Annotated in this window: 28 protein-coding genes and 1 pseudogene; 18 read left to right on the top strand and 11 right to left on the bottom strand. The window is 71.1% G+C overall.

What is annotated here, in order from left to right:
• Nucleotides 1-74: 74 nt before the first annotated feature.
• The 12 genes from BM430_RS25030 (at nt 75) to BM430_RS24975 (ending at nt 10,365) form a co-directional block, all read left to right on the top strand.
• Nucleotides 75-1,493, top strand: a complete 1,419-nt coding sequence (locus BM430_RS25030; protein ID WP_093569957.1) for a M20 family metallopeptidase — start codon at nt 75-77, stop codon at nt 1,491-1,493.
• 119 nt (nt 1,494-1,612) lie between these two features.
• On the top strand, nt 1,613-1,846 hold the full coding sequence (locus BM430_RS25025; RefSeq protein WP_093569956.1) for a DUF4160 domain-containing protein: 234 nt from the start codon (nt 1,613-1,615) through the stop codon (nt 1,844-1,846).
• Nucleotides 1,833-2,342, top strand: coding sequence for a hypothetical protein (locus BM430_RS25020; protein ID WP_093569955.1), 510 nt, complete (start codon nt 1,833-1,835; stop codon nt 2,340-2,342). Before BM430_RS25025 ends, BM430_RS25020 begins: the two co-directional genes overlap by 14 nt.
• 87 nt (nt 2,343-2,429) lie before the next feature.
• The gene (locus tag BM430_RS25015; protein WP_093569954.1) at nt 2,430-2,786 is read left to right on the top strand and encodes a tRNA-binding protein; all 357 of its coding nucleotides are present in this window, start codon (nt 2,430-2,432) and stop codon (nt 2,784-2,786) included.
• A 123-nt stretch (nt 2,787-2,909) separates the two neighbouring features.
• A complete protein-coding gene (locus BM430_RS25010) occupies nt 2,910-3,290 on the top strand; it encodes a type II toxin-antitoxin system RelE/ParE family toxin (RefSeq protein ID WP_244539654.1) in 381 nt (126 codons plus the stop codon).
• On the top strand, nt 3,259-3,585 hold the full coding sequence (locus BM430_RS25005) for a helix-turn-helix domain-containing protein (protein WP_093569952.1): 327 nt from the start codon (nt 3,259-3,261) through the stop codon (nt 3,583-3,585). Before BM430_RS25010 ends, BM430_RS25005 begins: the two co-directional genes overlap by 32 nt.
• A 108-nt stretch (nt 3,586-3,693) precedes the next feature.
• Entirely contained in the window at nt 3,694-4,323 is a 630-nt protein-coding gene (ureG, locus tag BM430_RS25000) for an urease accessory protein UreG (protein WP_093569951.1), read from the top strand.
• Nucleotides 4,323-5,117, top strand: a complete 795-nt coding sequence (locus tag BM430_RS24995) for a hypothetical protein (protein WP_093569950.1) — start codon at nt 4,323-4,325, stop codon at nt 5,115-5,117. Before ureG ends, BM430_RS24995 begins: the two co-directional genes overlap by 1 nt.
• A gap of 184 nt (nt 5,118-5,301) precedes the next feature.
• The gene (locus BM430_RS24990) at nt 5,302-6,528 is read left to right on the top strand and encodes an MFS transporter (RefSeq protein ID WP_093569949.1); all 1,227 of its coding nucleotides are present in this window, start codon (nt 5,302-5,304) and stop codon (nt 6,526-6,528) included.
• Entirely contained in the window at nt 6,525-7,361 is an 837-nt protein-coding gene (locus BM430_RS24985; RefSeq protein WP_093569948.1) for an alpha/beta fold hydrolase, read from the top strand. Before BM430_RS24990 ends, BM430_RS24985 begins: the two co-directional genes overlap by 4 nt.
• Nucleotides 7,362-7,530: 169 nt before the next feature.
• The gene (locus BM430_RS34860) at nt 7,531-9,057 is read left to right on the top strand and encodes a coiled-coil domain-containing protein (protein WP_177303166.1); all 1,527 of its coding nucleotides are present in this window, start codon (nt 7,531-7,533) and stop codon (nt 9,055-9,057) included.
• A gap of 117 nt (nt 9,058-9,174) precedes the next feature.
• Nucleotides 9,175-10,365, top strand: a complete 1,191-nt coding sequence (locus BM430_RS24975; RefSeq protein WP_093569946.1) for a TAXI family TRAP transporter solute-binding subunit — start codon at nt 9,175-9,177, stop codon at nt 10,363-10,365.
• Between the two features lie 252 nt (nt 10,366-10,617).
• On the opposite strand, the pseudogene BM430_RS24970 reads toward BM430_RS24975, so the two are convergent.
• From BM430_RS24970 to BM430_RS24935, 8 genes and pseudogenes are all read right to left on the bottom strand, one after another.
• A pseudogene (locus BM430_RS24970) lies at nt 10,618-10,908 on the bottom strand (GIY-YIG nuclease family protein).
• Between the two features lie 285 nt (nt 10,909-11,193).
• Entirely contained in the window at nt 11,194-12,183 is a 990-nt protein-coding gene (locus BM430_RS24965) for a branched-chain amino acid ABC transporter permease (protein WP_093569945.1), read from the bottom strand.
• A gap of 26 nt (nt 12,184-12,209) precedes the next feature.
• Nucleotides 12,210-13,097 carry a branched-chain amino acid ABC transporter permease gene (locus BM430_RS24960; RefSeq protein WP_093569944.1) on the bottom strand — a complete coding sequence of 296 codons (888 nt, stop codon included), beginning with the start codon at nt 13,095-13,097 and terminating at the stop codon, nt 12,210-12,212.
• 82 nt (nt 13,098-13,179) lie between these two features.
• Complete coding sequence (locus BM430_RS24955; RefSeq protein WP_093569943.1) at nt 13,180-14,385, bottom strand: ABC transporter substrate-binding protein; 1,206 nt, start codon at nt 14,383-14,385, stop codon at nt 13,180-13,182.
• A gap of 197 nt (nt 14,386-14,582) precedes the next feature.
• A complete protein-coding gene (locus tag BM430_RS24950; protein WP_093569942.1) occupies nt 14,583-15,815 on the bottom strand; it encodes an ABC transporter substrate-binding protein in 1,233 nt (410 codons plus the stop codon).
• Nucleotides 15,815-16,561, bottom strand: coding sequence for an ABC transporter ATP-binding protein (locus BM430_RS24945; RefSeq protein ID WP_093569941.1), 747 nt, complete (start codon nt 16,559-16,561; stop codon nt 15,815-15,817). Before BM430_RS24945 ends, BM430_RS24950 begins: the two co-directional genes overlap by 1 nt.
• Nucleotides 16,554-17,360 (bottom strand): ABC transporter ATP-binding protein, encoded by an 807-nt coding sequence (locus BM430_RS24940; protein ID WP_093569940.1) that lies wholly within the window; start codon nt 17,358-17,360, stop codon nt 16,554-16,556. The genes BM430_RS24945 and BM430_RS24940 overlap by 8 nt, the downstream gene beginning before the upstream one ends.
• A gap of 123 nt (nt 17,361-17,483) precedes the next feature.
• Nucleotides 17,484-18,581 (bottom strand): acyltransferase family protein, encoded by a 1,098-nt coding sequence (locus BM430_RS24935; protein WP_244539653.1) that lies wholly within the window; start codon nt 18,579-18,581, stop codon nt 17,484-17,486.
• A 271-nt stretch (nt 18,582-18,852) separates the two neighbouring features.
• Here BM430_RS24935 and BM430_RS24930 point away from each other — a divergent pair, with 271 nt between their 5' ends.
• Nucleotides 18,853-19,566: a DUF4142 domain-containing protein gene (locus tag BM430_RS24930; RefSeq protein WP_093569939.1), complete on the top strand. Its 714-nt coding sequence runs from the start codon at nt 18,853-18,855 to the stop codon at nt 19,564-19,566.
• A 484-nt stretch (nt 19,567-20,050) separates the two neighbouring features.
• On the opposite strand, the gene modC is transcribed toward BM430_RS24930, so the two are convergent.
• Together modC and modB are read right to left on the bottom strand one after the other, a co-directional pair.
• Nucleotides 20,051-21,145, bottom strand: a complete 1,095-nt coding sequence (gene modC / locus BM430_RS24925; RefSeq protein WP_093569938.1) for a molybdenum ABC transporter ATP-binding protein — start codon at nt 21,143-21,145, stop codon at nt 20,051-20,053.
• A gap of 13 nt (nt 21,146-21,158) precedes the next feature.
• Nucleotides 21,159-21,848 carry a molybdate ABC transporter permease subunit gene (modB, locus tag BM430_RS24920; RefSeq protein ID WP_093569937.1) on the bottom strand — a complete coding sequence of 230 codons (690 nt, stop codon included), beginning with the start codon at nt 21,846-21,848 and terminating at the stop codon, nt 21,159-21,161.
• A 156-nt stretch (nt 21,849-22,004) separates the two neighbouring features.
• On the opposite strand from modB, the gene BM430_RS24915 reads away from it, so the two are divergent.
• The 3 genes from BM430_RS24915 to BM430_RS24905 all read left to right on the top strand — a co-directional run bounded on the left by BM430_RS24915 (nt 22,005) and on the right by BM430_RS24905 (nt 24,318).
• The gene (locus BM430_RS24915) at nt 22,005-22,682 is read left to right on the top strand and encodes a glutathione S-transferase family protein (protein WP_093569936.1); all 678 of its coding nucleotides are present in this window, start codon (nt 22,005-22,007) and stop codon (nt 22,680-22,682) included.
• A 230-nt stretch (nt 22,683-22,912) separates the two neighbouring features.
• Complete coding sequence (locus BM430_RS24910; RefSeq protein WP_093569935.1) at nt 22,913-23,677, top strand: HpcH/HpaI aldolase family protein; 765 nt, start codon at nt 22,913-22,915, stop codon at nt 23,675-23,677.
• Between the two features lie 23 nt (nt 23,678-23,700).
• Nucleotides 23,701-24,318, top strand: a complete 618-nt coding sequence (locus BM430_RS24905; RefSeq protein WP_093569934.1) for an alpha/beta hydrolase — start codon at nt 23,701-23,703, stop codon at nt 24,316-24,318.
• 150 nt (nt 24,319-24,468) lie between these two features.
• On the opposite strand, the gene BM430_RS24900 is transcribed toward BM430_RS24905, so the two are convergent.
• Nucleotides 24,469-24,933, bottom strand: a complete 465-nt coding sequence (locus BM430_RS24900; RefSeq protein WP_093569933.1) for an outer membrane protein assembly factor BamE — start codon at nt 24,931-24,933, stop codon at nt 24,469-24,471.
• Nucleotides 24,934-25,128: 195 nt separating this feature from the next.
• Here BM430_RS24900 and BM430_RS24895 point away from each other — a divergent pair, with 195 nt between their 5' ends.
• Together BM430_RS24895 and BM430_RS24890 are read left to right on the top strand one after the other, a co-directional pair.
• A complete protein-coding gene (locus tag BM430_RS24895) occupies nt 25,129-25,680 on the top strand; it encodes a ubiquinol-cytochrome C chaperone family protein (RefSeq protein WP_093569932.1) in 552 nt (183 codons plus the stop codon).
• A gap of 161 nt (nt 25,681-25,841) precedes the next feature.
• Nucleotides 25,842-26,348, top strand: coding sequence for a YceD family protein (locus BM430_RS24890; RefSeq protein WP_093569931.1), 507 nt, complete (start codon nt 25,842-25,844; stop codon nt 26,346-26,348).
• Nucleotides 26,349-26,426 lie beyond the last annotated feature (78 nt).

Here is a 26,426-nt window from a genome sequence, read left to right as displayed (position 1 = left end):
CGCCGCCTGCATAGGCTCAGGGTACGAGGCGGCCCGCCGAGGGTTCGCGCGGCAAGGAATTCCGGGAGGACCCCATGGACAACCGCAACGCCGTCTGGCGCCAGGTCGACGCCCACAAGGACCGGCTGATCGCCCTCTCCGACGAGGTCTGGGGCACGCCGGAGGTCTGCTACACCGAAGCGCGCTCGGCCGCGGCCCATGCCGCCGAGCTGCGCCACCAGGGCTTTCGCGTCACGGAGGGCGCGGCCGGCATCCCGACCGCGGTGATCGGCGAGGCCGGGGAGGGCGGCCCGGTCATCGCCTTCCTCGGCGAGTACGACGCGCTGCCGGGCCTGAGCCAGGAGGCGGGCGTCGCCAGGCATACCCCCATCGAGCAAGGCGGCCACGGCCACGGCTGCGGGCACAACCTGCTCGGCTCGGCGGCACTGCTCGCCGCGACCGCGATGAAGGACTGGCTCGCGGAATCCGGATTGCCCGGCCGCGTGCGCTACTACGGCTGCCCGGCGGAGGAGGGCGGCGCCGCCAAGGCGTTCATGGTGCGCGAGGGCCTGTTTTCAGATGCCGACGCCGCGGTGACCTGGCACCCGTCGAGCTTCTGGGAGGTCTCGCCGCCGCTCTCGCTCGCCAACACCCGGGCCGACTTCGTGTTCACCGGCCGCGCCTCGCACGCGGCGGCCGCCCCGCATCTCGGGCGCTCGGCACTCGACGCGGTCGAGCTGATGAATGTCGGCGTCAACTACATGCGCGAGCACATGCCGAGCGACGCGCGGGTGCATTACGCGCTCCTCGATACCGGCGGCATCGCCCCCAACGTCGTCCAGGCCCATGCCCGGGTGCGCTACTCGATCCGCGCCCGCGACCTGCCGGGCATGCGCGACCTCGTCGCCCGCGTGCGCAAGATCGCCGAGGGCGCGGCGCTGATGACCGAGACCACCATGGAGATGCGCATCGTCAGCGCGGTCTCGAACCTCGTCGGCAACACGGCCCTGGAGGAGGCCCTGCACGGGGTGATGGAGGATCTCGGCACGCCCCATTTCGACGAGGCCGACCGCGCCTTCGCGAAGGAGATCCAGGGCACGCTGACGCCGCAGGACATCGCGGCGATCTACCATACGATCGGGCTGCCGGTGACCGATGCGCCGCTCGCCGACTTCCTGGTGCCGCTCGACGCCCGCCGGAACCCGGCGATCGGCTCGACCGATGTCGGCGACGTGAGCTGGGTGGTGCCGACGGTCCAGGCCCACGCCCCGACGGTGGCGATCGGTACGCCGTTCCACACCTGGCAGGTGGTGGCGCAGGGGAAGACCCCGGCGGCCCACAAGGCGATGGTGCAGGTGGCCAAAGCCATGGCGGCGCTCGGCGCCCGGCTCGCGACCGATGAAGGCTTGCGCGAGGCCGCCAAGGCGGACCTGAAGGCCCGCACGGGTCCCGAGGGCTACGTCTCGCCGCTGCCGGCGGAGGTGCAGCCGCCGCTGACGATGTCGGTGGGGTGAGAGGGGAGGCTGGCCTACGAGGACGGCTTGCGGCCGGAGCGGTGGGATCGGGACACCGATCATTCCTTGCACGAGTGCATCCTATGCACTATTTAGGAACAGTGCCGGGACGATGACCTGTGCCCACCTTCCACCGCTTCGCCAGCTTTCGGATCGACGTCCGATCCCGGGATCACAATCCACCGCACTTTCACATCATTGGTCCGGATTTTCACGCTCTCGTCGACATCCGGACCCTCCCGGTGATCGAAGGGACCTATACCCGTTCGGCACTCGCGGAGGCTTTGGCGTGGGCGGCCGGACGGACCGAGGCCTTGCTCGCCGAATGGAGCCGTCCCAATGAGCGAGACTGAGATCGTCACGGTCGGGCGGCGCCTGCCGAAACTGGCCACCGTCGCATCCACGCGAAAACCGTTCACCGTGAGCGTCACCTGGGCCGAGGGCGAGCGCGTCGGCCGGACCGACAGCGTGGACCTCGCCCCGGTGATCTTCACCTTCAAGGTTTTCCGGCCGCTGCGCGACGGTACGGTGCCTTTCGAGGATGTGGAGTTAGGCGAATGGGGGGCGACGCTCGCCTGGGCGGGGTGTCCCGACCTCGAGATCGGGGCCGAGTCCATCGAGGACCTGGCGGCCGAGACCATGACGAACCACGATTTCGCCGCCTTCCTGAAGCGCAACCGGCTGACCCTCGATGCCGCCGCAGCCCATCTGGGCATCGCGCGGCGTCTCGTCGCCTACTACGCCAAGGAGCGGGAGATCCCCCGCTACATCGCCCTGGCCTGCCGTTACCTCGACGGGCAGATCGACAGAGGACCTGACGGCGGCCGGACCGTGAGCGAGGCGGCCTGACGGCCCGACCTTCAAACCTTCGCTCGGCCATCCCGTCGCATCGACGAAGGACCGAGTGTCATTCCCGTTCTCCAGCCCGGACACCCCATGGACGAGACCCAGCCGCCGGCCCCGATCGCCATCGACGACTTCCTGAAGCTCGACGTGCGGGTCGGCACCATCGTCGAGGCGGCGCCGATCCCGCAGGCGCGCCGGCCGGCCTACCGCTTCGTCATCGATCTCGGCGAGGCGATCGGCCTGAAAAAGTCCTCCGCCCAGGTGACGGTGCACTACGCGCCCGAGGCCCTGATCGGCCGGCAGGTGCTCTGCGTCGTCAACCTGCCGCCGCGCCAGGTCGGCCCGGTGCGCTCCGAGGTTCTGACCCTCGGGGTGCCGGACGGGGACGGCGCCGTGGTGCTGATCGCGCCCGAGCGGCCGGTGCCGAATGGCGGGCGGCTGTATTGACGGCGGTCTCGAACGTGGGCTGCCGAAATATGGTAACCGCTGCTAAACTTTCGGCTGCGGCTTCGGGCCCATCGCGAATCGGCAGGGGCGTTCGGGTATGAGGGTCGGGTGCGGATATTCGCCTTGCCGAAGTTCTCGAAGGACGCGGCCAAGTCGGGGATCCGCGACGCGGATCTGTTGGGTGCAGTCGCGCGGGCAGAAAGCGGGCTGATCGATGCTGGCCTCGGCTTGTGCCTGATCAAGCAGCGGGTCGCACGCCCCGGTCAGGGGCGTTCGGGCGGCTTCAGAACCATCCTCTTCCACAAGAGGCGGGAACGGGCCGTGTTCCTGTACGTGTTTCCCAAGAACGTACGCGCGAACGTCACGCCGGGCGAGCTTGATGCGTTGCGCGACTTCGCGACGATCCTGGCCGGCCTCACGGATGAGGCGTTCGACCGCCTCACGCGGGAAAAGGGATGGAAGGTGATCCCGGATGAGCACCCAGAAGACGACGTATCGCAGTGATCTTCTCGGCGCCCTTCACCAGGGGGCCGAAGATCTCCATGCAGTCGGCGCCATCGACGAGGCGACCCTTCGCCGGTTCGACCTGACCTGCCTCACGCCGGTCGAGCCGCTGGCCCCCGAGGCGATCCGGGCGATCCGCGAGCGGGCGCAGATGAGCCAGTCGATCTTCGCCCGTGCGCTCAACGTCACGACGTCCCTGGTGAGCAAGTGGGAGCGGGGCGACTCGAAGCCAGGGGGCGCCTCGCTCAAGCTGCTGTCGCTTGCCGCGCGGAAGGGGATCGACGCGATCCTGTGACGACGGCTTGATCGGGGTGGGCATCCTGCCCGAGCACTTTACCAACGAGATTCGGTCGCGGGCCGGCTCCCGCCGCGCCAGACGACCTTTGAGGGGATCGAACACACCATGACTTCCACTCACGGTCCCAGCTCCACCCATGGTCCCCTACGGGTCGGCATCGGCGGCCCGGTCGGGTCGGGCAAGACCGCCCTGATGGAGGGCCTGTGCAAGGCCCTGCGCGAGCGCTACGACCTCTGTGCCATCACCAACGACATCTACACCAAGGAGGATGCGCGCCTCCTGACCGTGGCCGGCGCCTTGCCCGAGGAGCGCATCATGGGCGTCGAGACCGGCGGCTGCCCGCATACGGCGATCCGCGAGGACGCCTCGATCAACCTCGCGGCGGTGGCCGAGATGCGGCGGCGCTTCCCCGCCCTCGACCTGGTGCTGCTCGAATCCGGCGGCGACAACCTCGCCGCCACCTTCTCGCCGGAACTCGCCGACCTGACGATCTACGTCATCGACGTCGCCGGTGGAGAAAAGATCCCGCGGAAGGGCGGGCCCGGCATCACCCGCTCGGACCTGCTCGTCATCAACAAGACCGACCTCGCGCCCCTCGTCGGCGCCGATCTCGGGGTGATGGAGGAGGACACGAAGCGCATGCGCGGCACGCGCCCCTACGTGTTCGCCTCCTTGCGCCACGGCGACGGCGTCGAGGCGGTGGCGCGGTTCGTGGTGGAGGCCGGCGGGCTTTAGTGCTCCTCGACCTGCTGCACTGGCTCGTCCAGCCGGCCTCGCCGGCGGCGCGGCGCCTCGGCTATGCCGGCGACAGCGTGCGGCTCGCCGCGCGGTCGCAACGCTGCCGCGCCGCCTGGGCACCGCACCTGGCGGCGGCGAAGGACGCGGTGCGGGCGGCGATGGACGACCTGCCCCGGCGCGACACCGCCGTGGTGCTGGGCTCCGGCCTCCTCGACGACGTACCGATCGACGACCTCGCCGGCGCGTTCCGGCGGGTGGTGCTGGTCGATGCGGTGCATCCCTGGCGGGGGCGGCTCCGGGCGCGGGGCCACCGCAACGTCGCGCGCCTCGTCCACGACCTGAGCGGCACGCGGGACCTGCTGCTCGGCCGCGGGGAGGGGTTCGGGCCGGTTCTGCCGCCGGTCTGCCGCGAGGCCGACCTCGTGGTCTCGGCCAACCTCCTGTCGCAGCTGCCGATCCTGCCGGTGGCGCGGCTCGAGGCGGCCGGCCGGCTCGGGCCCTGGACCGACCCGGAGGCCTTCGGGCGCCGCATCGTGGCGGCCCATCTCGACGCCCTGGCGGGGCTCCCGGCCCGGATCTGCCTCGTCACCGACCGCGACGAGACCGAGGAGGACCGGGCCGGGCGGATCCTGGAGCGGATCGACCTCCTCTACGGCGTCGATCCGGGGCCGGCGCCGCGCGAATGGGAATGGGTCCTGGCGCCGTTCGGCGAGGTGGCGCGGGACCGGCGCCTGGTGCACGGCGTCGTAGCCTGGCCGGATTGGCGCGGATGGCATGACATGGGGGCATGAGGATGAGCGTCCGGCACGGCTTCGCGCCGTGGACCGAGCCGTCTACGGTCCCTCTTCCAGCCGAAGATCGAGCGCGGGATCCCCTCTCCCACACCTTGCAGCGATACCGGGCAAGCCCGGCATCGCCTGGAGAGGGGAGACCCGCGCTCGATCCTTCCACCGTGCGAAGGGGAGGACCGCGACGATGACCCGCGACAGCAGCCTCACGGCTCCGGCCGAGGTGCCGGCGGAGGCCTATTGGCGGCGCAACCTCGCGGTCTGCGTGTTCGGCTCCTTCACCACCATCGTGGCGATGACGCTGCTGCTGCCGTTCCTGCCGCTCTACGTCGAGGAGCTGGGCGTCAAGGACCAGGCGGCGATCGTGCAATGGTCCGGCGTCGCCTTCGGGGCGACCTTCTTCAGCGCCGCCCTGGTGGCGCCGCTCTGGGGCCGCCTCGCCGACCTCTACGGCCGCAAGCTGATGCTGATCCGGGCGAGCCTCGGCATGGCGGTGGCGATGTCGCTGATCGGGCTCGCCGGCAACGTCTGGCAGCTCGTGGGCCTGCGGCTGCTCGCGGGTTTGCTCGGCGGCTACGCCTCGGGCTCGACGGTGCTGATCGCGACGCAGACGCCGAAGGACCGCTCCGCCTGGGCGCTCGGCACGCTGGCCTCGGGCATCATGGCGGGCAACCTCGTCGGGCCGCTGATCGGCGGGGTGCTGCCGCCGGTCATCGGCATCCGCGCCACCTTCTTCGCTGCCGGCGGGGTGATCTTCCTCGCCTTCCTGGCGACTTTGTTCCTGATCCGCGAGGAACCGCGCCCGCCGAAATCCGCCCGGGGCGGCGGCGGCTTTTCCAGCATCCCGGACAAGGGCCCGGCGCTCGCCATGCTGGCGACCGGCATGCTGCTGATGCTGGCCGTGATGTCGGTCGAGCCGATCATCACCGTCTACGTCGCGGAGCTCACCCCCGATCCCGCCCGGGTCACCCTGGTCGCGGGGCTCGCGATGTCGGCGACCGCCCTAGGGAGCATCCTGTCGGCGCCGCGGCTCGGGCGCCTCGCCGACCGGATCGGCCCCTGGACCGTCATCACCGCGAGCCTGACCGCCTCGGCGGTGCTCCTCGTGCCCCAGGCCCTGGTGACGAGCGAGTGGCAGCTCGTGGCCCTGCGCTTCCTCATGGGGCTGGCGCTTGGCGGCCTCCTGCCCTGCATCGCCAGCGTGATCCGCCACTCGGTGCCCGACCGGGTGGCCGGGACGATGCTGGGCTATTCCACCTCGTCGCAATATGTCGGGCAGGTGGTGGGGCCGCTGCTCGGCGGCTTCATCGGGGGACATGTCGGCATGCGGGCGGTCTTCCTCGGCACGGCGGTGCTGATGGCGCTGGGCGCCGCCGGCACCGCCCTGGCGCGACCGAAGGGGATACGGGCGTGAGCGACACGGACTTCGTCCGGCGGACGATCGACATCGGCGACCCGTCCGGCGGGCACCTCGCCGCGCTCGAATTCGGGCCGGCCGACCGGCCCCTCGACGCGCTCCTCCTGCACGCCAACGGCTTCAACGCCCGCACCTATCGCAGCCTGCTGGCGCCGCTCGCCGACCGGCGGATCCTCGCCTACGACCATCGCGGCCACGGCCGCACGACGCTGCCGGCGGAGCCCGCCGGACGGAGCGACTGGCAGGACGTCACCGACGACCTGATCGCCCTCATGAACCGGCTCGACGCACCGCCCCTGGTGCTGATCGGCCACTCGATGGGCGGCACCGCCTCGCTGCTCGCCGCCGCCGCGCGGCCGGAGCGGGTGCGCCGCCTCGTGCTGCTCGATCCGGTGATCCAGCCCCCGGAGCGCCGCGGCGAGGGCCATCCCGGCCTCGCGGACGGCGCTCGGAAGCGGCGCAGCACCTTCCCGTCCCGGGATGCGGCGCTCGCCGCCTATCGCGGGCGCGGTGCGTTCCGCACCTGGCCGGAGGCGCCGCTCGCCGACTACGTCGCGGACGGTTTTCGGGACGGTCCGGACGGCGTCACCCTCGCCTGCACCGGGGCCTGGGAAGCGTCGAGCTACATGGCGCAAGGGCACGATTCCTGGGGGGCGCTGGCCCGCCTGTCCTGCCCGGCCGCCATCCTGCGGGCCGAGACCGGCAGCACCTGCGCGCTCGCCGAGAGCCGCGGATCGGTGGAGATCGAGACGGTGCCGGGCACCACTCACTTCCTCCCCTTCGAGGCCCCGGAGCGGGTCCGGGCGGCGATCCGGCAGGCGCTCGCCTGATCCGAAAGGGGGATGTCTCCCTTACGCCTTTCGGGGGAGGGTAGCGGCTCCGACCGCCCCCCATCGCGCAGATAGCTCCCGACTGCCCCAACGGCCCAATGTCGGCCGCGAGGAGACGGCGCGGCACTCCCCCGTGGAGATCCGCCCGCTCACGCCGGAGGGGCGCGTCATGAAATTCTGGCTCGGCCTGGCAGGATGCCTGGCGCTGGGGGTGCTCGGCGCAATGCTGACGATCGAGGGAAGCCCGCCGCCGGCGGAGCCGGTGCCGGCGGCGCGCCCACCCGCCGCCCAGGCCTGGACCGACGTCTCGGACGCCGACCGGGCCGGCGTGCCGCGCCAGATGCAGGCGCGCGTCATCCTGGCCCGGCAAGGGGCCGGCCAAGGAACCGGTCAAGGAACCGGTCAAGCGGCCGAGCCGGTCCGCCCGACGGGCGACCAGGCCGGTCAGGCCGGCGATCCGGCGAGTCCGCCGGGCGACCCCGCCCACACGACACCCAAGACGCCCGAGCCCGTACGGGCCGTTGCGGACACGCAGGCCCTCGACGAGGTCCGGCGGCGGGCCGACGGGCGGGTGCGGCAGGCGGAGGCCGAGGCGGACACGGCCCGGCGGCGCCTGGAGCAGGAGGAGGCGCGCGCCAACGCCCTGTCCGACGCCGCGATGACGGCGCGCCGCGACCTGATCGCCGCGAGGGCCGAGGTCGAGGAATTGCGGACGCGGGCCGCGCAGGCGCACGCGCCGGACGGCGCGACGGCGCAGGCCGGGACCGCCGCCGACGAGGCCCGCCGGGCCGCGGAGGAGGTCGCAGAGGAGCGCCGGCAGGCGCTCGCGGAGGAGCGGGCGCGGTCCGAGCAGCTGGCGGTGGCCCTCGCCGAGGCGCGCCGGCGCGTCGCCGTGCTGGAAACCGCGGCCGAGGCCGCGCAGGTCGCCCACCAGGCGCAGGCCCAGGCCGCCTCGCGGGAGCGGGCGATGATGCGGGCGGGCCTGCGCCGCCTCGCCGTCGCGCTGCGCGCCGCCCAGGTCGCCCAGTCCGAGGCGGTCGCCCGCGAGGTGCAGACCGCCGGCGCCCGCGATCGGGCCGAGCAGGGCCGGATCGCCGCCGAGCGGGTCGCCGCCGAGACGCGCGGGCGCCTCGACCGCCTGAAGGCCGGCCGCGACCGCGGGGACGAGGCCAGCCTTCCGGCTCCCAAGGCCGCGAAGGCGCGCCAGCCCTCGCTGGTGCTCCAGACCCGCCCCGGCCCGGCGCCGGCCGCGCCGCCGTCGGCCGCGCTGGTGCCGGCGGGCACCGCCGAGACGCTCGACGAGGAACGCCTGCTGGCGCGGGTCGCGGTCCTGCTCGGGCGCGGCGACATCAGCGGGGCGCGGCTCTTCCTCACCCTCGGCGTGCGCGGCGGCAGCGCCAGGGCCACGGCGCTCCTCGCCGAGACCTACGACCCCGACCGGCTCGCCGCCCTGCAGGTCCGGGGCCTGCGCGGCGATCCCGAGAAGGCGAGCGCCCTGTACCGCCAGGCGCAAGGAAACCAGGGTCCGACCGATCCGGGCCCGGCGAACCGGGACGTCGCGAGCCGGGATCCCGCGGAGGCGCCGCCGGCCGGTCACGTGCATCGCGGGCAGCCGGGCTGGATCAACCCGGTCCGCCAGGCCGGCCTGCCGGCGCCGTTCGTGCCCTCGCTCGCCGCCCCGTGGGGCGGCGAGTGATCCGCACACTGAGCAGAACTGCCTGGTGCAGTCCTGCTCAGCGTCTTGTTTTCGCATCATGTCACTGCCGAACCGGGGACCACTTCGGCGAATGATGCTGGGACGGGGAGAGATTGCATGACCCGCCGCGCCGCGCTCTGGCTCGCCCTCCTGCTGCCCTGGACCGGCCCCGAGGCCGGCGCGCAGCCCGCCGATCCCCCGCCCGTCGCGGCGCCGGCACCGGCCCGGCCGACCCGGACGATGCCCCCGAGGCCGCGGGCGCAGGGCTCCGGCCCGCGGGAGACCGCCGAGGACGTGGCGCTCGGCAGCCACCTCAACGCCAACACCGTGGCGGTGATCTCGGGCACGCCGGGCGGCACCTATTTCCGCATGGCGAGCGACCTCGCCTTCGTGCTCGACGGCGTCAAGGACCTGCGGGTGCTGCCGGTGATGGGCAAGGGCGCGGGACAGAACGCCTACGACCTGCGCTACCTGCGCGGGATCGACATCGCCTTCGTGCGCACCGATTCCCTCGACCAGCTGCGCAAGGACAAGCGGGTCGGCAACGCCCAGTCGCACATCGCCTACATCGCCCGGCTGTTCAACGACGAGCTGCACGTGGTGGCCCCGCGGGAGATCACCGACATCCGCCAGCTCGCCGGCCGGAAGGTGAGCTTCGACGTGCGCGGCAGCGGTACCGACGCGTCCGGCCGGGCGATGTTCGCCGGCTTGAGCCTGGAGGTCGAGCCGGTCAACGTCGACCAGCCGACGGCGCTCGGCATGCTGGAGCGGGGCGAGATCGCCGCCATGGTCTCGGTGGCAGCGAAGCCCGTGGCGGTGCTGGCCGAGTTCCAGGGGGGCGACCGCTTCCACCTGCTCGACGTGCCGTTCGCGGGCGGCGTCGCCGAGAGCTACATGCCGGCGGAGCTGACCCACGCCGACTATCCGCGCCTCGCGCCGGAGGGGAACGCCGTTCGCACCCTGGCGGTCGGCTCCATCCTGGCGGCCTATAACTGGCCGAAGGGCAGCGAGCGCTACAACCGCATCGCCCGCTTCGTCGACGCCTTCTTCAGCCAGTACGACAGCTTCCTCAAGGCGCCCCGGCACCCGAAATGGCGCGAGGTGAACCTCACCGCCGAGGTCGCCGACTGGCCCCGCTTCCCCGCGGCCAGGGACTGGCTGGAGAACCGCATCGCCCCGGCCCCTCGGGTCGCGGCGGCGCCCGGCGAGGTGGCGCAGTTCCTCGGCCAGCGGAGGGGCGCGGGCGAGATCGACCGCGACCAGCTGTATCAGGAATTCCTGAAGTGGCGGGACGGGCGGGGGCGATGAGGGGAGTCTCTCGTTCCAATGCTCGGGCGGACGGTTCGCCCGACGAGCCTGACACCCTCGATGTCATCCCGGGGCCGCGCAGCGGAACCCGGGATCCATAACCGCTGACGGTGCCGGACAAGGCGATCAGCTTTCCGCCTCTTCCTGAAAGGTCAGCGGTTATGGATCCCGGGTTCTCGGCTTTGCCGAGCCCCGGGATGACGGTGAGGGTACAGCTGCGACGGTTGCGGGAACGGAACCCGGTCGGCCACGTCAAAAGCCTGCCAACGTGGGATAAAGGTCGCTCCAGCCTGGATTGAAATCCTCGATCAGCTGGAGCTTCCACTCCCTGCGCCATTTCTTCAGCGATTTTTCGCGGGTGATCGCCTCGTTGACACTGTCGTAGGATTCGTACCAGACGAGCCGAACGACGTCTTAGCGGGCGGTAAAACTGCGCTTCGCCTTGGACTGATGCTCGAAGACGCGGCGGGCGATATTGTTCGTGACGCCCACATACAGCGTCCCATGACGTCCGCTCGCCATCATATAAACGAAATAAGCCATGGCGGCAGCCCTCCATGGATCAGAGTATATCTCTACGTCATCCCGGGGCTCGCCGCAGGCGAGAACCGGGGATTCATAACCGCTGAGGTTGGAGGATGGAGCGATTCGCGTTCCGCTTCATCCTGAAACGTCAGCGGTTATGGATCCCGGGTTCCGCTGCGCGGCCCCGGGATGACCCGGAGGGTGTCAAAATCCGTTCGTGACAAGCCATGCCGACGAGCCGAAGCCAAGACGGCGCCGGCCCCTCGCAGGACCGGCGCCGCCTTCATTCCAATCCGGATACAGCTAGAGCGGACGCTTCAGCGTCCGTGCCACGAGCCCCAAGATCCCCTCGCGGAACACCAGCACGCAGATCACGAACACGAAGCCCTGGATGATCGTCACCCAGGCGCCGAACTGCGCCAGGTAGTTCTCCATCGCGATGATGACGAAGGAGCCGAGGATCGGGCCGAACACCGTGCCCATGCCGCCAACCAGCGTCATCAGCACCACCTCGCCCGACATCGACCAGTGCACGTCGGTGAGCGAGGCGAGCTGGAACACGATCGCCTTGGTCGAGCCGGCGAGCCCCGCGAGCGTGGTCGAGAGCACGAACACCGCGAGCTTGTACTGGTTGGCGCGGTAGCCGAGCGAGATCGCGCGGGGCTCGTTGTCGCGGATCGCCTTCAGCACCTGGCCGAACGGCGAGTGGATGATGCGGTAGATCAGCAGCAGCCCGAGGAAGAAGATCACCGCGACGAGCGCGTAGAGCACCCGGTCGTCGGCGAGGCTGATGATTCCGAACAGGTGGCCGCGCGGCACCGCCTGGATGCCGTCCTCGCCGCCGGTGAACTTGGCCTGCAGCGAGAAGAAGAACACCATCTGGGCGAGCGCCAGGGTGATCATCGAGAAGTAGATGCCCTGGCGCCGGATGGCGAGCGCGCCGAAGACGAGGCCGAGCAGGGCCGCCATCAGGGTGCCGCCGAGGATGGCGAGTTCCGGCGTCAGGCCCCAGACCTTGGCGGTGTAGGCGGTGACGTAGCTCGCCATGCCGAAATAGGCGGCATGGCCGAAGGAGAGCAGGCCGCCGTAGCCGAGGAGCAGGTTGAAGGCCAGCGCGAACAGCGCGAAGCACAAAACCTTCATCAGGAAGACGGGATACAGGATGAAGGGCAGCACCGCGAGCAGGACCGCGATGATGACGAAGACGAGGCGGTGGAACGCCTTGGCGTCCCGGCCCTCGGGCAGGGCGGTGGCGATCGGGGTGGCGTCGGTGGACGCCGCGGCGGAGGACATTTGCGCGTTCCTTCAGGCGAGGCGGGTCAGGCGGTGCGGCCGAACAGGCCGGCGGGCTTCACCAGCAGCACCAGCACCATGATGACGAAGATCACGGTCGAGGAGGCTTCCGGGTAGAACACCTTGGTCAGGCCCTCGATCAGCCCGAGGGTGAAGCCGGTGACGATCGAGCCGAGGATCGATCCCATGCCGCCGATCACCACGACCGCGAACACCACGATGATGATGTCGGCGCCCATGTTCGGGTTCACCGAGTAGACCGGGGCGGCGAGCACGCCCGCGAAGGCGGCGAGCGCGACGCCGAAGCCGTAGGTCAGCGTCAGCAGCAGCGGCACGTTCACCCCGAAGGCCTGGACCAGGGTCGGGTTCTCGGTGGCGGCCCGGAGATACGCGCCGAGCTTGGTCTTCTCGATCACCAGCCAGGTGGCGATGCAGACGACGAGCGAGGCGACGACGACCCAGCCGCGGTAGTTCGGCAGGAACATGAAGGGCAGGCGCTGGCCGCCCGACAGCTCGGAGGGGATCGCGTAGGGCAGGCCCGACACGCCGTACTCGTTGCGGAACAGGCCCTGGATGATCAGGGCGAGGCCGAAGGTCAGGAGCAGGCCGTAGAGGTGATCGAGCTTGTAGAGCCGCGAGATCAGCAGCCGCTCCAGGATCACCCCGAAGATGCCGACCACGATCGGCGCCAGCAGCAGCGCCCACCAGTAGCCGAGGCCGGCGTAGTTCAGCAGCATCCAGGCGACGAAGGCGCCCATCATGTACTGTGCGCCGTGGGTGAAGTTGATGATGTTCAACAGCCCGAAGATGATCGCCAGCCCGAGCGACAGGATGGCGTAGAACGAGCCGTTGATGAGGCCGAGCAGGAGCTGGCCGAAGAGCGCCTGCATGGGGACGCCGAGGATCGTGGGCATGGGGTCTGGCGACTCACGTGGGGACCGGGCCGGGTTCGGGAGGCCGGCGGCGCCCTCGCGCCGCCGGCCCAAACTTGAAAAACTAGCTCTTGTTCACCAGCGGGCAGTTGCCCTGGTTGAGCGGGCGGAACGCCTCGCTGCCGGGGATCGTCGCCAGCGTCTTGTAGAGGTCCCAGGGGCCCTTCGACTCGGCCGGCTTCTTCACCTCGAACAGGTACATGTCGTGGATCTTGCGGCCGTCGGGCCGGATCGTGCCCTTGCCGAAGAGCGGATCCTCGGTCGGGATCTCCTTCATCTTCGCCACGACCTTGCCCCCATCGGAGGCCGACTTCAGCGCCTCGACCGCCTTGAGGTAGTGGAGCACGCTGGCATAGACCCCGGCCTGCACCGCGGTCGGCTTCTTGCCGCCGGCCTGCTTGGCGAAGCGGTCGGAGAAGGTGCGGGTGCCGTCGTTGAGGTCCCAGTAGAACGGCTCGGTCAGCACCAGCCCCTGCGCGGTCTTCGTCGTCAGGGCGTGGATGTCCGAGGAGAAGATGAGCAGGCCGGCGATGGCCTGGCCGCCCTCGGTGATGCCGAACTCCGCCGCCTGCTTGATGGCGTTGATGGTGTCGCCACCGGCATTGGCCAGCCCGATCACCTTGGCGCCCGAGCCCTGCGCCTGGAGCAGGAAGGACGAGAAGTCGGCGGTCGGGAACGGGGTCTTGACCGCGCCGATCACCTTGCCGCCGTTCTTGGTCACGACCTCGGTGGTGTCGCGCTGCAAGGCTTGGCCGAAGGCGTAGTCGGCGGTGAGGAAGAACCAGGTGGTGCCGCCGCGCTTGACCATGGCGCCGCCGGTGCCGTTCGCCAGGGCCGCCGTGTCGTAGGTCCAGTGCACGGTGTTGGGCGAGCATTGCGGCCCGGTCAGGTCGGCGGTGCCGGCGCCCGAATTGATGAAGGCCTTGTTCTTCTCGCGGGTGACCTGGTTGATGGCGAGCGCCACCGACGAGGTCGGCACGTCGAAGATCGCGTCGACGCCGTCGCGGTCGTACCATTGCCGGGCGATCGAGGCGCCGACATCCGGCTTGTTCTGGTGGTCGGCGGCGAGGATCTCGACCTTCAGCCCCTTCTCGGCGGCCTTGAAGTCCTCCACCGCCATCCGGGCGGCGGCGACGGAGCCCTCGCCCGAGATGTCGGCATAGACGCCCGAGCGGTCGTTCAGCACGCCGATCTTCACCGGCGTCTGCGCCAGCGCCTGGACCGAGGCTGCGGCGCAGAGCGCGCTGGCGAGCAACAACCGTTTCAGCATCAAATATCCTCCCTGATGACACCGCCCGCACGCGGCGGCGAAGCGACTCTCGGCTGTCCGGGCGGGCTTGGCGTCGCTGGAAAAGCGCCGCACCCGCTTCTCGTGCGGGGCCTTGCCGGCCCCCTTTCCGACGAACCCGCGGGGCGCGGTTCCGTCCATTCCGCATCATGGTCGCGGCCGGGGCCGGCGACCGGGCGTCAGGGCCGCGTCCCCTCCGCCTGCGCCGCCTTGACGACGAGCGGGCAGCCGCCCTGGTCGAGGGGCCGGAACGCCTCGCTGCCGGGAATCGTCGCGAGCACCCGGTAGAGGTCCCACTCGCCCTTCGACTCCGCCGGCTTCTTGACCTCGAACAGGTACATGTCGTGGATCTTGCGGCCGTCGGCCCGGATCGTGCCCTTGCCGAAGAGCGGGTCGTCGGTCGGGATCTCCTTCATCTTCGCCACGACCCGGCGGCCGTCGTCGCGCGACCGCAGGGCCGACACGGCCTTGAGGTAGTGCAATACGCCGGCATAGACCCCGGCCTGGGCGGCGGTGGGCTTGCGGCCGGCGAACCGGCGGGCGAACCGGTCGGAGAAGGCGCGAGTGGCGTCGTTGAGGTCCCAGTAGAACGGCTCGGTCAGGACCAGGCCTTGCGCCACCTTCGGGGTGAGCGAGTGGATGTCGGAGGAGAAGATCAAGAGGCCGGCCAGCGCCTGGCCGCCCTCCGTCACCTTCAGGCGCGCCGCCTCGCGCACCGCTCCGATCGTGTCGCCGCCGGCATTGGCCAGCCCGATCACCTTGGCGCCCGACGCCTGCGCCTGGCGAAGGAAAGGCGCGAAGTCCGAGGCCGGGAACGGCGTCTTGACGCTGCCCAGCACCTTGCCGCCGTTGCGCAGGATCAGCGCCGTGGTGTCGCGCTGCACCGCCTCGCCGAAGGCGTAGTCGGCGGTGACGAAGAACCAGGTGTCGCCGCCGCGCTTGACCATGGCGCCTCCGGTGCCGTTCGCCAAAGCCACGGTGTCGAAGGTCCAGTGCACGGTGTTGGGCGAGCAATCCGGGCCGGTGAGGTCGGCGGTGCCGGCACCGGAATCGACGAAGACCTTGTTCCTCTCGCGGGTGACCTGGTGGACGGCGAGCGCCACCGAGGAGGTCGGCACGTCGAAGATCGCGTCCACCCCCTCCCGGTCGTACCAGGCACGGGCGAGCGCGGCGCCGACGGCGGGCTTGTTCTGGTGGTCGCCGGCCACGATCTCCACCGCGAGATCGTGGCCGAGCGGACGGAAATCCTCCACCGCCATGCGGGCGGCGACGACCGAGCCCTCGCCCGAGATGTCGGCGTAGACGCCCGAGCGGTCGTTCAGCACGCCGATCTTCACCGGCGTCCCGGCCGTGGCTGCCACGCTCGAGGCGAGGCCCGCCAGCAGGGCCGTGAGGAGGACCCGCACCCGCATCACACGCCGAGATAGGTGTGCAGCTTGTCGATGTTGGCGTCGAGCTCGGCGTTCGGGATCATGTCGATCACCCGGCCCTGCTCGACCACGAAGTGCCGGTCGGCCACGGTCTGGGCGAAGCGGAAGTTCTGCTCCACCAGGACGATCGTGTAGCCCTCGGTCTTCAGCCGGGCGATCGTGCGGCCGATCTGCTGCACGATGACCGGGGCGAGGCCTTCGGTCGGCTCGTCGAGCAGGATCAGCTTGGCGCCGGTGCGCAGGATGCGGCCGATGGCGAGCATCTGCTGCTCGCCGCCCGAGAGCTTGGTGCCCTGGCTGCCCGAGCGCTCCTTGAGGTTCGGGAACAGGGTGTAGATCTGCTCGACCGTCATCCCGCCCGGCTTCACCCGCGGCGGCAGCATCAGGTTCTCGTAGACCGACAGGCTCGAGAAGATGCCGCGCTCCTCCGGCACGTAGCCGAGACCGAGCTTCGCGATGTTGCGCGAGGCCATGCCGATGGTCTCGGTGCCGTCGTAGCGGATCGAGCCCTTCCGCTTGCCCAGGATGCCGATGATGGCACGCAAGGTCGTGGTCTTGCCGGCGCCGTTGCGGCCGAGCAGGGTCACCACCTCGCCGGGCTTCACGTCGAAGGTGATGCCGTGCAGCACATGGCTCTCGCCGTACCAGCCCTCGAGCCCCTGGATCGCCAGGAGGGGCGCGGCGCCAGCAGCCGCCGCGACCGGCTTCGTCATCACCGCCTCAGCCATGACCGGCTCCGATATAGGCCTCAATCACGCGGGGATCCTTCGACACGGTGGCGTAGTTGCCCTCGGCCAGCACCTGCCCGCGCGCCAGCACGGTGATGCGGTCGGAGAGCGAGGCGACGACCGACAGGTTGTGCTCGACCATCAGGATGGTGCGGTTCTTCGAGACCCGGCGGATCAGCGCCGCGGTCCGGTCGACGTCCTCGTGGCCCATGCCGGCCATCGGCTCGTCGAGGAGCAGCATCTCGGGCTCGAGGGCGAGCGTGGTGGCGATCTCCAGCGCCCGCTTGCGGCCGTAGGAGAGCTCCACCGCCGGAATGTCGGCGAAGTCGGAGAGACCGACCGCCTCGACCAGTTGCAGCGCCTCCTGGTTGAGCGCCCGCAGCACGGTCTCGGAGCGCCAGAAGTCGAAGGAGTCGCCGCGCTTGCGCCGCTGCAGCGCGATGCGGACGTTCTCCTTGACCGTCAGGTGCGGGAAGACCGCCGAGATCTGGAACGAGCGCACCAGGCCGAGCCGCGCCACGTCCGCCGGCTTCATGCCGGTGATGTCGCGGCCGTTGTAGCGGATCGAGCCCGCCGACGGCGTCAGGAACTTCGTCAGCAGGTTGAAGCAGGTCGTCTTGCCGGCGCCGTTCGGGCCGATCAGCGCGTGGATGGTGCCGCGCGTCACCTCGAGCGTCACGCCGTTGACGGCGCGAAACCCTTTGAATTCCTTGGTCAGCCCCTCGGTGGACAGGACGATGTCCTGACCTTTGGCACCGGCGCGGGGCCGCTCCTCAACGTGGGTGGTCGGTTGGGCCATGTCGGCGCGTCACCCCTGCGTTTCCTCACTCGCGCTTATGCGCGTATCGCATAGCGAAACAGCATGCCGCCGATGGAGTGTCAACGGGTTCGGACCGCCCCCGCAAGGGGAGAACCGGGCTTGTCAGGCCTTATTCACGGCCGGTTTCGGCTCGCGGGGCGGCGCGAGCAGCGACCGCGCCGCCCGGGTGAGGGGCCGCTCGACGATGCGGTGCAGCAAGAGCGCGGCGAGGCTGGCGAGGACCAGCATCAGGACCGCCAGCGTGGCCGGCCCGAGCGGGCCTGCGAGGCCGACGGTCTCGGCGACCACGCGCACGCCTCGTACGACGAAGGGATGAGCGAGATAGAGCGCGTAGGACGCGTCCCCCAGGAGAACGAAAGGGCGGAGGACGAAGGGGCGCGAGCCGGCGCCGGCGGTCCCCGCCGGCCCGAGAGCCGCGGCCGCGACCAGCAAGGTGGCCGGGCCGCCCCAGGCGAGGCAGCGGGGCAGGGCGGGATCCTCGCCGGCCAGCGCCAGGAGGGCGAGGCCGGCGAGCGCCAGCGCGAGGCGCGCGGGACCCGGCAGGCGCCAGCCCTCCTGCCGCGCGAGGGCGAGCGCCGCCCCGCAGGCGAATTCGAGCACGATCGAATCGCTCCAGAAGGCCGGCGCCACCGGCAGCGGTCCCGCCGCCTGCCCCAGGACGACGAGGCCGACGAGGAGCGCGAGCACGGCGAGGACGGATCGCCGCCGCCCCAGGGGCAGCGCGAGGGCGAAGACTACGTAGAACGCCATCTCGTAGTTGAGGGTCCAGCCGAGGGAGTAGAGCGGCTGCACCGCCCCGTCGGCCCGGGCCATCGGCCAGAACAGGTACGAGGCGACGATGGTGGCCGGCCCCTCGGCGCCGGCGCCGAGGAGGCCGGGCCGGACTAGGGCGAGGGCGAGGTAGAGCGTGGTGGCGAGCCAGTAGAGCGGCACCACCCGGGCGACCCGGTGCGCGAGGAAGATTTTTCGCGCGCCCAATCGCCCGTGCAGGGGCGCCGCCGCGTGCACGATGATGAAGCCGGAGATGACGAAGAACACGTCGACCCCGGCCGGCCAGGGCAGCCAGGCCGTCGGCGCGTACGACATCCCCGCCCGGGCCGCGACGCCCGCGACCTCGAACTGCGCGTGGCCGGCCGCGACCATCAGGGCGGCGAGCGCCCGCAGGACCTGGATCAGCGGCAGGGAGGTGGGGCGTGTCACGGGAGACCGCATCGCGTCCGCCCCGGACCGTCCGGGGCATCGTGGCGCCGTCTTACCGGAGGCGGGCGCCTCCCGGCCAGGGGAGGGCGCTTCGAATGATGACGCAGCGGCGGGAACAATATCCGCGAACGCTCGTTGTCCAGCCCGAAAGCGTCCTGCCAAGAATGCGCTTTGCCAAGAATGATCTTGCCAAGGCGATTCCCTCCCACGGCTCGATGTTCGGTCGACGACCGGACGTGACGCTCAAGAACAGAATTCCAGGAGACCAGACATGAAGAAGCTCGTTGCCCTGACCGGCCTTGCCGTTGCTCTCGCGACCCCCGCCTTCGCGCAGGTCGGTGGCTTCAACGAGTTCCGCTCGATGGCGCTGATGTCGAACGCGTTCGAGGTCAAGTCGAGCCAGATCGCCCTCGAGAAGTCGCGCAACCCGCGCATCCGCGAGTATGCCCGCGAGATGATCCGCGACCACCGCGCCGCCAACGTCGCCCTGCTCGGCGGCCGTGAGAACGTGGCCCGCGGCAACGGCGCCGGCATCGGCGGCCTGATCGAGGCGCCCTTCGCCATCGCGGGCGGCGCGGTCGGCGCGGCCACCGGTGCGGCGGCCGGCGTGGTCGGCGGCACCCTGCAGGGCGGTCCCGTGGGCGGCCTCCAGGGCCTCGGCACCGGCGCGGCCCAGGGCGCGCAGATGGGCGCGAACGCGGTCGATTTCGACGGCGACGTGACGACCACGGCGGCGACCCGCGCCATCCCGCTCGGCCCGCAGCAGCAGGCGATGCTCGCCGAACTCGCCGAGACCCCGGCCGGCCCGGCCTTCGACCGCACCTATGCCCGCATGCAGGTCCAGGCCCACGGCATGACCGTCGCCAGCTACCAGGCCTACGCCCAGTCGGGCCCGAACCCGGCCCTGCGCTCGTACGTCCAGCAGGCCCTGCCGGTGATGCAGCAGCACCTGGCGATGGCCCAGCGCCTGCCGGGCGCCCGCTAAGCGTCGCGATTTGCCGATGTAACGGAGCGGCGGGCCGGGAGGCCCGCCGTTTCCGCTTGGGAAAGCAGCGTCATCCCGAAAAGATCGACTGGCGTTGATTGATCGTTGGGGACAGTGAGCCTATATTCATCGGCGAGAGCCCGCGGATGGCGGTCCGCGAGCCCTCTTTTCAGGCGATCCCAGTCGCTACATGAGCCCGATCGTGATGGTCAGAGACCATCCGGTCGGGCTTTTCGCGATGGTAACGGTGAGCATCGGGAAGCCGATCACATCCTTCACCTCCTTCCCAGCCGTGCCTGCTCCACCCTTTCGGGTTTCGACGGTGGCCGGCGATGTCCACCGTAAACCCCGCGCGCCACGGGGTTCTCGCAGCCGGGAAGGTGTCGCCTGACGTAGAGGACGCTAGCGCGTGTCAGGCCGGTTGTCTCCACATGATCTCGTCGCCGTCGAGAACCGCCGCGCGATCGAGGCCTGCCGCCCTCCCTCAAATCTCCACCGCCCCGATCGTCTCCTCGTCGAACGCGACGCTCTTGACGATCGCCACCACCGGCAGGCCCGGAACCAGGGCGAGCTCGTGGACAGCGAGCCGCGTCACCTCGGCGACCAGGCTGGCCTCGCCGCAGGCGATCTCGACCCGGGAATGGGGCCCGTCGCCCGGTGTCACGGCGGTGACGGTGCCGGACAGGACGTTGCGGGCGCTCAAGGCGCGCGGCGCCTCACGGGCCACCAGGACGTCGCGGGCCCGCACCCGCACCCGCACGCCGGCTCCCACCGGCAGGCCGAGGCGCGGCACCGTCAGGCGGCCGGGCGGACCGTCGAGGCGGGTGAGCCCGAAGGCGTCGTCGTGGGCGACGACCCGCAGGTGCAGGAGGGCACCGGTCTCGGCCGTCTCGCGGCCCGGGAAGAGGGCGCCCCGGCGCAGGACCGCGGCGGCGGGGCCGCAGGCCGCGACCCTGCCCTGATCGAGCACCACCACCGTATCGGCGAGGCGCGCGACCTCGGCGACCGCGTGGCTGACATAGACGATCGGCACCCGCGCCTCGTCGCGCAGTCGCGCCACGTAGGGCAGGATCTCGGCCTTGCGCGCCTCGTCGAGGGCCGAGAGCGGCTCGTCCATCAGGAGGAGCCGCGGACGCGCGAGGAGCGCCCGGCCGATCGCCACCCGCTGGCGCTCCCCCCCCGACAGCCCGGCCGGCCGCCGGTCGAGCAGGGGGGCGATGCCCAGGAGATCGGCCACCGCCTCCAGGCTGGGACCGCCGGAGCGATCACGAGCGAACCACCGCCCGAACAGCAGGTTCTGGCGCACGCTCAGATGCGGCAGGAGCCGCGCCTCCTGGAACACGTAGCCGATCCGGCGCCGGTGCACCGGCACCCGCACGCCGCTCTCCGTATCGAGGAGGGTGACGCCGTCGACCACCACCCGCCCGGAATCGGGCCGCAGGAGCCCGGCGATCACGTCGACGAGGGTCGATTTGCCGGAGCCGGAGCGGCCGAACAGGGCGGTGACCCGCCCCTCGGCGGTGAAGGCCGCGTCGAGCGCGAAGGCGCCGCGGGCGTGCCGGACCGCGACCTCGATCATGCCGAGACCCGGATCATGCGCTTAAGCGCCGCCGCGCCCGCCGGGCCAGCCACTCCGAGGCGAGGAGCGCCGCCATCGACAGTGCGACCGAGACCAGGGTGAGGCGAAGCGCCCCGGCCTCGCCCCCCGGCACCTGGGTCAGGGTGTAGATCGCGGAGGGAAGGGTCTGGGTCTCGCCGGGGATGTTCGACACGAAGGTGATGGTGGCGCCGAACTCCCCCATCGCCTTGGCGAAGGCGAGCACCGCGCCGGCCAGGATCCCCGGCAGGGCGAGCGGCAGCGTGACGATGAGGAACACCGAAGCGGGCGAGGCCCCGAGGGTCCCGGCGGCCTGTTCGAGCTTGCGATCGACCGCCTCGAGGGAGAGCCGCATCGCCCGCACCATAAGCGGGAATCCCATCACCGCGCAGGCGAGCGCCGCCCCGGTCCAGCGGAACGAGAACACGATGCCGATTTCGGCGAGCGCCGCGCCGAACCAGCCGCGGCGCCCGAAGGCGAGGAGCAGCAGGTAGCCGGTCACCACCGGCGGCAGGATCAGCGGCAGGTGGACCAGCCCGTCGAGGAAGGCCCGGCCGCGGAACTCGCGGCGGGCGAGGAGATAGGCGACGGCGAGGCCCGGGGCCAGGCTCGCCAGCGTCGCCACGCTCGCCACCAGCAGGCTGAGCCGGAGCGCGCTCCACTCGTCGGGGGTGAGGAACAGGATCGAGGTTTCCCGGAAATTCGATCACGCACCATGGCGGATCGGCGCCCGGAGTCCAGGCCCTGCGCGGCAACGCTGGGTTTCAGGCCGTCCGATTGATCCGCGTCCGGATCTGGGGCCCTGTGGCCCACGGCTCCACGCCGCTCCCCGGAGGTTCGGATGATCACCTTCTACTTCAACGGCTCGCCCAACCCGACCAAGGTCGCGCTCTTCCTGGAAGAGGCGGGGCTCCCCTACGAGCCGGTGGCGGTCGATACCCGCAAGGGCGAGCAGTTCGCGCCCGAGTTCCTGAAGCTCAACCCGAACGGCAAGGTGCCGGCGATCGTCGACGACGGTACGGTGGTGTTCGATTCGAACGCGATCCTCCTCTACCTCGCCGAGAAGACCGGCCGCTTCCTTGCGCCACCCGCAGAGCGCGGCGCGCTCCTGTCCTGGCTGATGTTCGTGGCGACCGGGATCGGGCCGTTCTCGGGCCAGGCGGTGCATTTCCGCCATTTCGCCCCGGAGAAGGTGGCCTACGCGAACGACCGCTACCAGTACGAGGTGAAGCGCCATTACGGCGTGCTCGACGGCCATCTCGCCGGGCGCGAGTGGATGGTGGGCGACGCCTACGGCATCGTCGACATGGCGGTCTGGGGCTGGTCCCGGATGCTGCCCTTCGTGCTGGGGGAGGGCGCCTTCGAGGGCTTCCCGAACGTGAAGCGCCACCACGACGCGATCGCCGCGCGTCCCGCCGCCGCCAAGGCGGTCGCCCTGAAGGACCGCTTCGCGTTCAAGGCCGAGCTGGATGCCGAGGCGCGCGGGCACATGTTCAAGCATCTGACGCCGGCGGCGTGAGAGTCGACGGTACCAAGAGAAAATTCCACATCCGTCTCCGCCTCACAGGGTCATCCCGGGGCTCGCTGCAGGCGAGAGCCCGGGATCCAGAACCGCGGATGATTCAGGATCGAGCGGAACGCGAGCCGCTTTGTCCGGAACGAATTGAGGTTCTGGATTCCGGGCTCCGCTGCGCGGCCCCGGAATGACATAGAGGCTATGAAACCGGTCGAGAGAGGGGAGAACACGCCATGAGATGCTTCGACAACCCGTTCAAGCGCGGCCTCGCCGAGGGGCGCCGCCAAGCCGGCCTGTGGATGACCACCGGCTCGCCCGGCATCACCGAGCTCGCCGCCGGCGCCGGCTTCGCCTGGATGCTGATCGACATGGAGCATTCGCCCAACGACCTGATCCAGGTCGTCGACCACCTGCGGGCGGCCGAGGGCGGCACCGCCGAGCCCGTCGTGCGGGTGCCGTGGAACGAGCCCGTCATGGTCAAGCGCCTGCTCGACCAGGGCGCCCGCTCGCTGATGTTCCCGTTCGTGCAGAGCGCCGAGGAGGCGCGCCGGGCGGTGGCCGCGACGCGCTACCCGCCGCACGGCATCCGGGGCTTCGCCGGCACCTCCCGGGCCACCGGCTACGGCCTGCGACCCGATTACCACGCCCGCTCGGGCGACGAGGTCTGCGTCGTGGTGCAGGTCGAGACCAGGGAGGCGCTGGAGGCCGCCGGCGAGATCGCCGCGGTCGAGGGCGTCGACGGCGTGTTCATCGGCCCCAACGATCTCGCCGCCAGCATGGGCCATCTCGGACAGCCCAACGCGGCCCCGGTCCGCGCGGCGATCGCCGCCGCCCTGCCGCGGATCCGCGGGGCCGGCAAGGCCGCGGGCCTGCTCAACTTCAACGAGGCCGGCGCAAAGGCCGATTTCGAGGCCGGCTTCGGCTTCGTGGCGGTGGCCGGCGACGCGCACCTCCTCGCCCGCGAGACGCAGCGGGTGGCGAAGCTCTTCGAACCCTGAAACCCCGCTCCGGAGACGAGCCGATGACCGCCCTGTCGTTCCAGCACCGCTTCGAGCCCGCCGTGGATGCAGGCGCGGTGCCGCTCCTGCTCCTGCACGGCACCGGGGGCGACGAGGACGACCTCCTGCCCCTCGGCCGGGCGCTCTCGCCCGGGGCGGCCCTGCTGTCGCCGCGGGGCCAGGTGCTGGAGGGCGGCGCGCCGCGCTTCTTCCGCCGCCTCGCCGAGGGCGTGTTCGACGAGGCGGACGTGGTACGCCGGGCCGGCGACCTCGCCGGCTTCGTCACGGCGGCGCGGGCGGAATACGGCCTCGCCGCGCCGCTGGCGGTCGGCTTCTCGAACGGCGCCAACATCGCCGCCGCCGTGATGCTGCTGCATCCGGGCGTGCTCGCCGGCGCCGTGCTGCTGCGGGCGATGGTGCCGCTCTCGACCCCGCCGGAGGTGCGCCTCGCGGGGGAGCCGGTGCTGATCCTGTCGGGCCGGATGGATCCGATCGTGCCTGCCGACAACGCCGCGCGCCTCGCCGCGATGCTGAAGGAGGCGGGCGCCGCCGTCACTCACGAGGTGCTGCCCGCCGGCCACGGCCTGTCGCAGGCGGACCTCGTGCGGGCGAAGACTTGGCTGACCGGAAGACCTGGCTGACCGGAAGACCTTAGCTCACCGGGCGGCCGTGACGCGTCCCTGAGCGCCGATCCGCCCGCAGACGAACGCCCGCCAGCGACCGGCGGACCTGCTCCGCCGGGCGTTCAAGTTTTTTGGAATTCCGGGAGGCGGGGCGCGCCCCGCGACCCCTTACCGCGCGTTGCCGAACGGCTCGAACTTGGTCAGGCCGCGCATCAGCTGGCCGAGGAAGGCCTGCTCGCCGCCGCTGGTCGGCGTGGTGCGGGAGATGAAGTCGAACACCTTGCCGTCCTGCTCGCCGTAGAGCGCAACGCGCTCGACCTTGAAGCCGGCGTTGAAGTACACCGCCAGGACACGCTGGTCCTTCGGACGCTCGCCGATGAACATCACCGGGCGCTGGGTGTTCTGGCTGATGTAGTACCAGGACTTGTTGCCGACCGTGGAGACGGTGGTCGGCGTGCCGAGGAGCTGGAGCACCTGCTCGGCGCTGGCGCCGGGCCGCACCTGGGCGACGGCGGCATCGTCGATGATGTAGCCGTGCCGGAATTCCTCGCCGATCACGCAGCCTGCGGCCGACAGACCGATCAGGCCGGCCGCGGCGAGGCGGAGGAGCGACGGTGTGAAGCGGCGCGGCATCGAGACCTCGGGAAACAGGTGCGGGACAGTGTCGGCCGGCCGGATGGCAGCCTTGCGCGAGAAGCGACCGCTGCCGTACCCCGGGGTTGTGGCGTTGGCAAGGCACGGCCAAGGTTGACCCGGCCGATGTTCGACGATGGATGCGAGTGAGGCCCCGCCGGTGCGGGGCGATGGCGGAAGGCGAGACACCTCACGATGATGCGAAACCCCTTCCGCCGCGAGGATGCCCGCCGGCGCGCCATCGAGGCGCTGCACGTGCGGATCAATGCCGGGGCCCGGGTGCCGGCGCTCTACCTCGATCTCGGCGTGCCCGACACGGTGGAGGGCCGGTTCGAGGCCCTGTGCCTGCACGTCGTGCTGGTGCTGCGCCACCTGCGCCGCCTGCCGGCCCCGGCGGCGGACATCGCCCAGGACCTGGTCAACTCGGTGTTCGCGCAGCTCGATTCGTCCCTGCGCGAGCTCGGCGTCGGCGACATGGGCGTCTCGAAGCGGATGAAGAAGCTGGCCCAGGCCTTCTACGGCCGCGCGAGCGCCTACGATGCCGCCCTCGATGCCGGCGACCACGACGCCCTCGCAGCGGCGCTCGCCCGCAACGTGCTGGCGCGCGAGGAACCGGAGGCGGCGCGGGGCCTCGCCGCTTACGTGGCGGCGGCCGATGCGGGGCTGGCCGCGACCGACCTCGACGCCCTGATGGCGACGGGCCCGGTCCTGCCCGATCCGGCGAGATTCGCCGCCGGCCCGGCCTGACGCGACCCGCTCCGGAGCGGCGCTTGCACCAGAACGGCTCTTGCACCGGGACGGGCCGCGACGCATCTCCACGCGACGAGTGTCCGGCAGCCTGCCGCGCGAGCGCACCTCCCGGCTGCCCGCGCCCCGTCCCGACCCCAGGATCCGAGAAGGAGCCCTTGATGACCCCCGACAGCGTCGGCCCGTTCTCCCGCCCGATCCTGGTCGAGCGCACCCTGAAGACCGGCCAGCCCGTCACCGTCGAGGCGAACGAGGAGGAGCGCGCGGCTCTCGCCCGCGATTTCGGCTTGGCCGGAATCGCGCGGCTCGCCGGCACCTTCCGGCTCTCGGGCTCGCTGCACCGGCTCCAGGTCACCGGCACCGTCGAGGCGGCCGTCACCCAGACCTGCGTCGTCACGCTGGAGCCGTTCGACGGGACCGTGAGCGAGGAGGTCGACGTCGATTTCGCCGCCCAGGACGCCTTCGCGGGTACGCCGGCCGAGGATGCCGACATCCCCGACCCGATCGTCAACGGCCGCATCGACCTCGGCAGCCTGGCCGCCGAGTTCCTGGCGCTCGGCCTCGATCCCTATCCGCGAAAGCCCGGCGTCGCCTTCGAGGCGCCGGCGGCCGGTGCGGAGGAGACGCCATTCGCCGCGCTGCAAGGCTTGAAGGACAAGGACGACTGACGGCGCCTCGAAGCCGCCGCATCGCGAAAAGGCTTCAGAATTCGTTTGCGGCTTGGGCCCGGGTCGCTATTTTCCGCC

Source organism: Methylobacterium sp. 174MFSha1.1 (genome assembly GCF_900116815.1).
In the GTDB taxonomy this organism is placed as follows: domain Bacteria; phylum Pseudomonadota; class Alphaproteobacteria; order Rhizobiales; family Beijerinckiaceae; genus Methylobacterium.
Note: the sequence above shows the minus strand (reverse complement) of the source record. Positions and strands in the feature narration are given on the sequence as shown.

Bases quoted from the DNA above. Each gene is read 5' to 3' on its own strand.
- BM430_RS25030 (WP_093569957.1), top strand. From the start codon at position 75: ATGGACAACCGCAACGCCGTCTGGCGCCAGGTCGACGCCCACAAGGAC.
- BM430_RS25020 (WP_093569955.1), top strand. From the start codon at position 1,833: ATGAGCGAGACTGAGATCGTCACGGTCGGGCGGCGCCTGCCGAAACTG.
- BM430_RS25015 (WP_093569954.1), top strand. From the start codon at position 2,430: ATGGACGAGACCCAGCCGCCGGCCCCGATCGCCATCGACGACTTCCTG.
- BM430_RS25005 (WP_093569952.1), top strand. From the start codon at position 3,259: ATGAGCACCCAGAAGACGACGTATCGCAGTGATCTTCTCGGCGCCCTT.
- ureG (WP_093569951.1), top strand. From the start codon at position 3,694: ATGACTTCCACTCACGGTCCCAGCTCCACCCATGGTCCCCTACGGGTC.
- BM430_RS24990 (WP_093569949.1), top strand. From the start codon at position 5,302: ATGACCCGCGACAGCAGCCTCACGGCTCCGGCCGAGGTGCCGGCGGAG.
- BM430_RS34860 (WP_177303166.1), top strand. From the start codon at position 7,531: ATGAAATTCTGGCTCGGCCTGGCAGGATGCCTGGCGCTGGGGGTGCTC.
- BM430_RS24975 (WP_093569946.1), top strand. From the start codon at position 9,175: ATGACCCGCCGCGCCGCGCTCTGGCTCGCCCTCCTGCTGCCCTGGACC.
- BM430_RS24965 (WP_093569945.1), bottom strand. From the start codon at position 12,183: ATGTCCTCCGCCGCGGCGTCCACCGACGCCACCCCGATCGCCACCGCC.
- BM430_RS24960 (WP_093569944.1), bottom strand. From the start codon at position 13,097: ATGCCCACGATCCTCGGCGTCCCCATGCAGGCGCTCTTCGGCCAGCTC.
- BM430_RS24955 (WP_093569943.1), bottom strand. From the start codon at position 14,385: ATGCTGAAACGGTTGTTGCTCGCCAGCGCGCTCTGCGCCGCAGCCTCG.
- BM430_RS24950 (WP_093569942.1), bottom strand. From the start codon at position 15,815: ATGCGGGTGCGGGTCCTCCTCACGGCCCTGCTGGCGGGCCTCGCCTCG.
- BM430_RS24945 (WP_093569941.1), bottom strand. From the start codon at position 16,561: ATGGCTGAGGCGGTGATGACGAAGCCGGTCGCGGCGGCTGCTGGCGCC.
- BM430_RS24940 (WP_093569940.1), bottom strand. From the start codon at position 17,360: ATGGCCCAACCGACCACCCACGTTGAGGAGCGGCCCCGCGCCGGTGCC.
- BM430_RS24930 (WP_093569939.1), top strand. From the start codon at position 18,853: ATGAAGAAGCTCGTTGCCCTGACCGGCCTTGCCGTTGCTCTCGCGACC.
- modC (WP_093569938.1), bottom strand. From the start codon at position 21,145: ATGATCGAGGTCGCGGTCCGGCACGCCCGCGGCGCCTTCGCGCTCGAC.
- BM430_RS24915 (WP_093569936.1), top strand. From the start codon at position 22,005: ATGATCACCTTCTACTTCAACGGCTCGCCCAACCCGACCAAGGTCGCG.
- BM430_RS24910 (WP_093569935.1), top strand. From the start codon at position 22,913: ATGAGATGCTTCGACAACCCGTTCAAGCGCGGCCTCGCCGAGGGGCGC.
- BM430_RS24905 (WP_093569934.1), top strand. From the start codon at position 23,701: ATGACCGCCCTGTCGTTCCAGCACCGCTTCGAGCCCGCCGTGGATGCA.
- BM430_RS24900 (WP_093569933.1), bottom strand. From the start codon at position 24,933: ATGCCGCGCCGCTTCACACCGTCGCTCCTCCGCCTCGCCGCGGCCGGC.
- BM430_RS24895 (WP_093569932.1), top strand. From the start codon at position 25,129: ATGATGCGAAACCCCTTCCGCCGCGAGGATGCCCGCCGGCGCGCCATC.
- BM430_RS24890 (WP_093569931.1), top strand. From the start codon at position 25,842: ATGACCCCCGACAGCGTCGGCCCGTTCTCCCGCCCGATCCTGGTCGAG.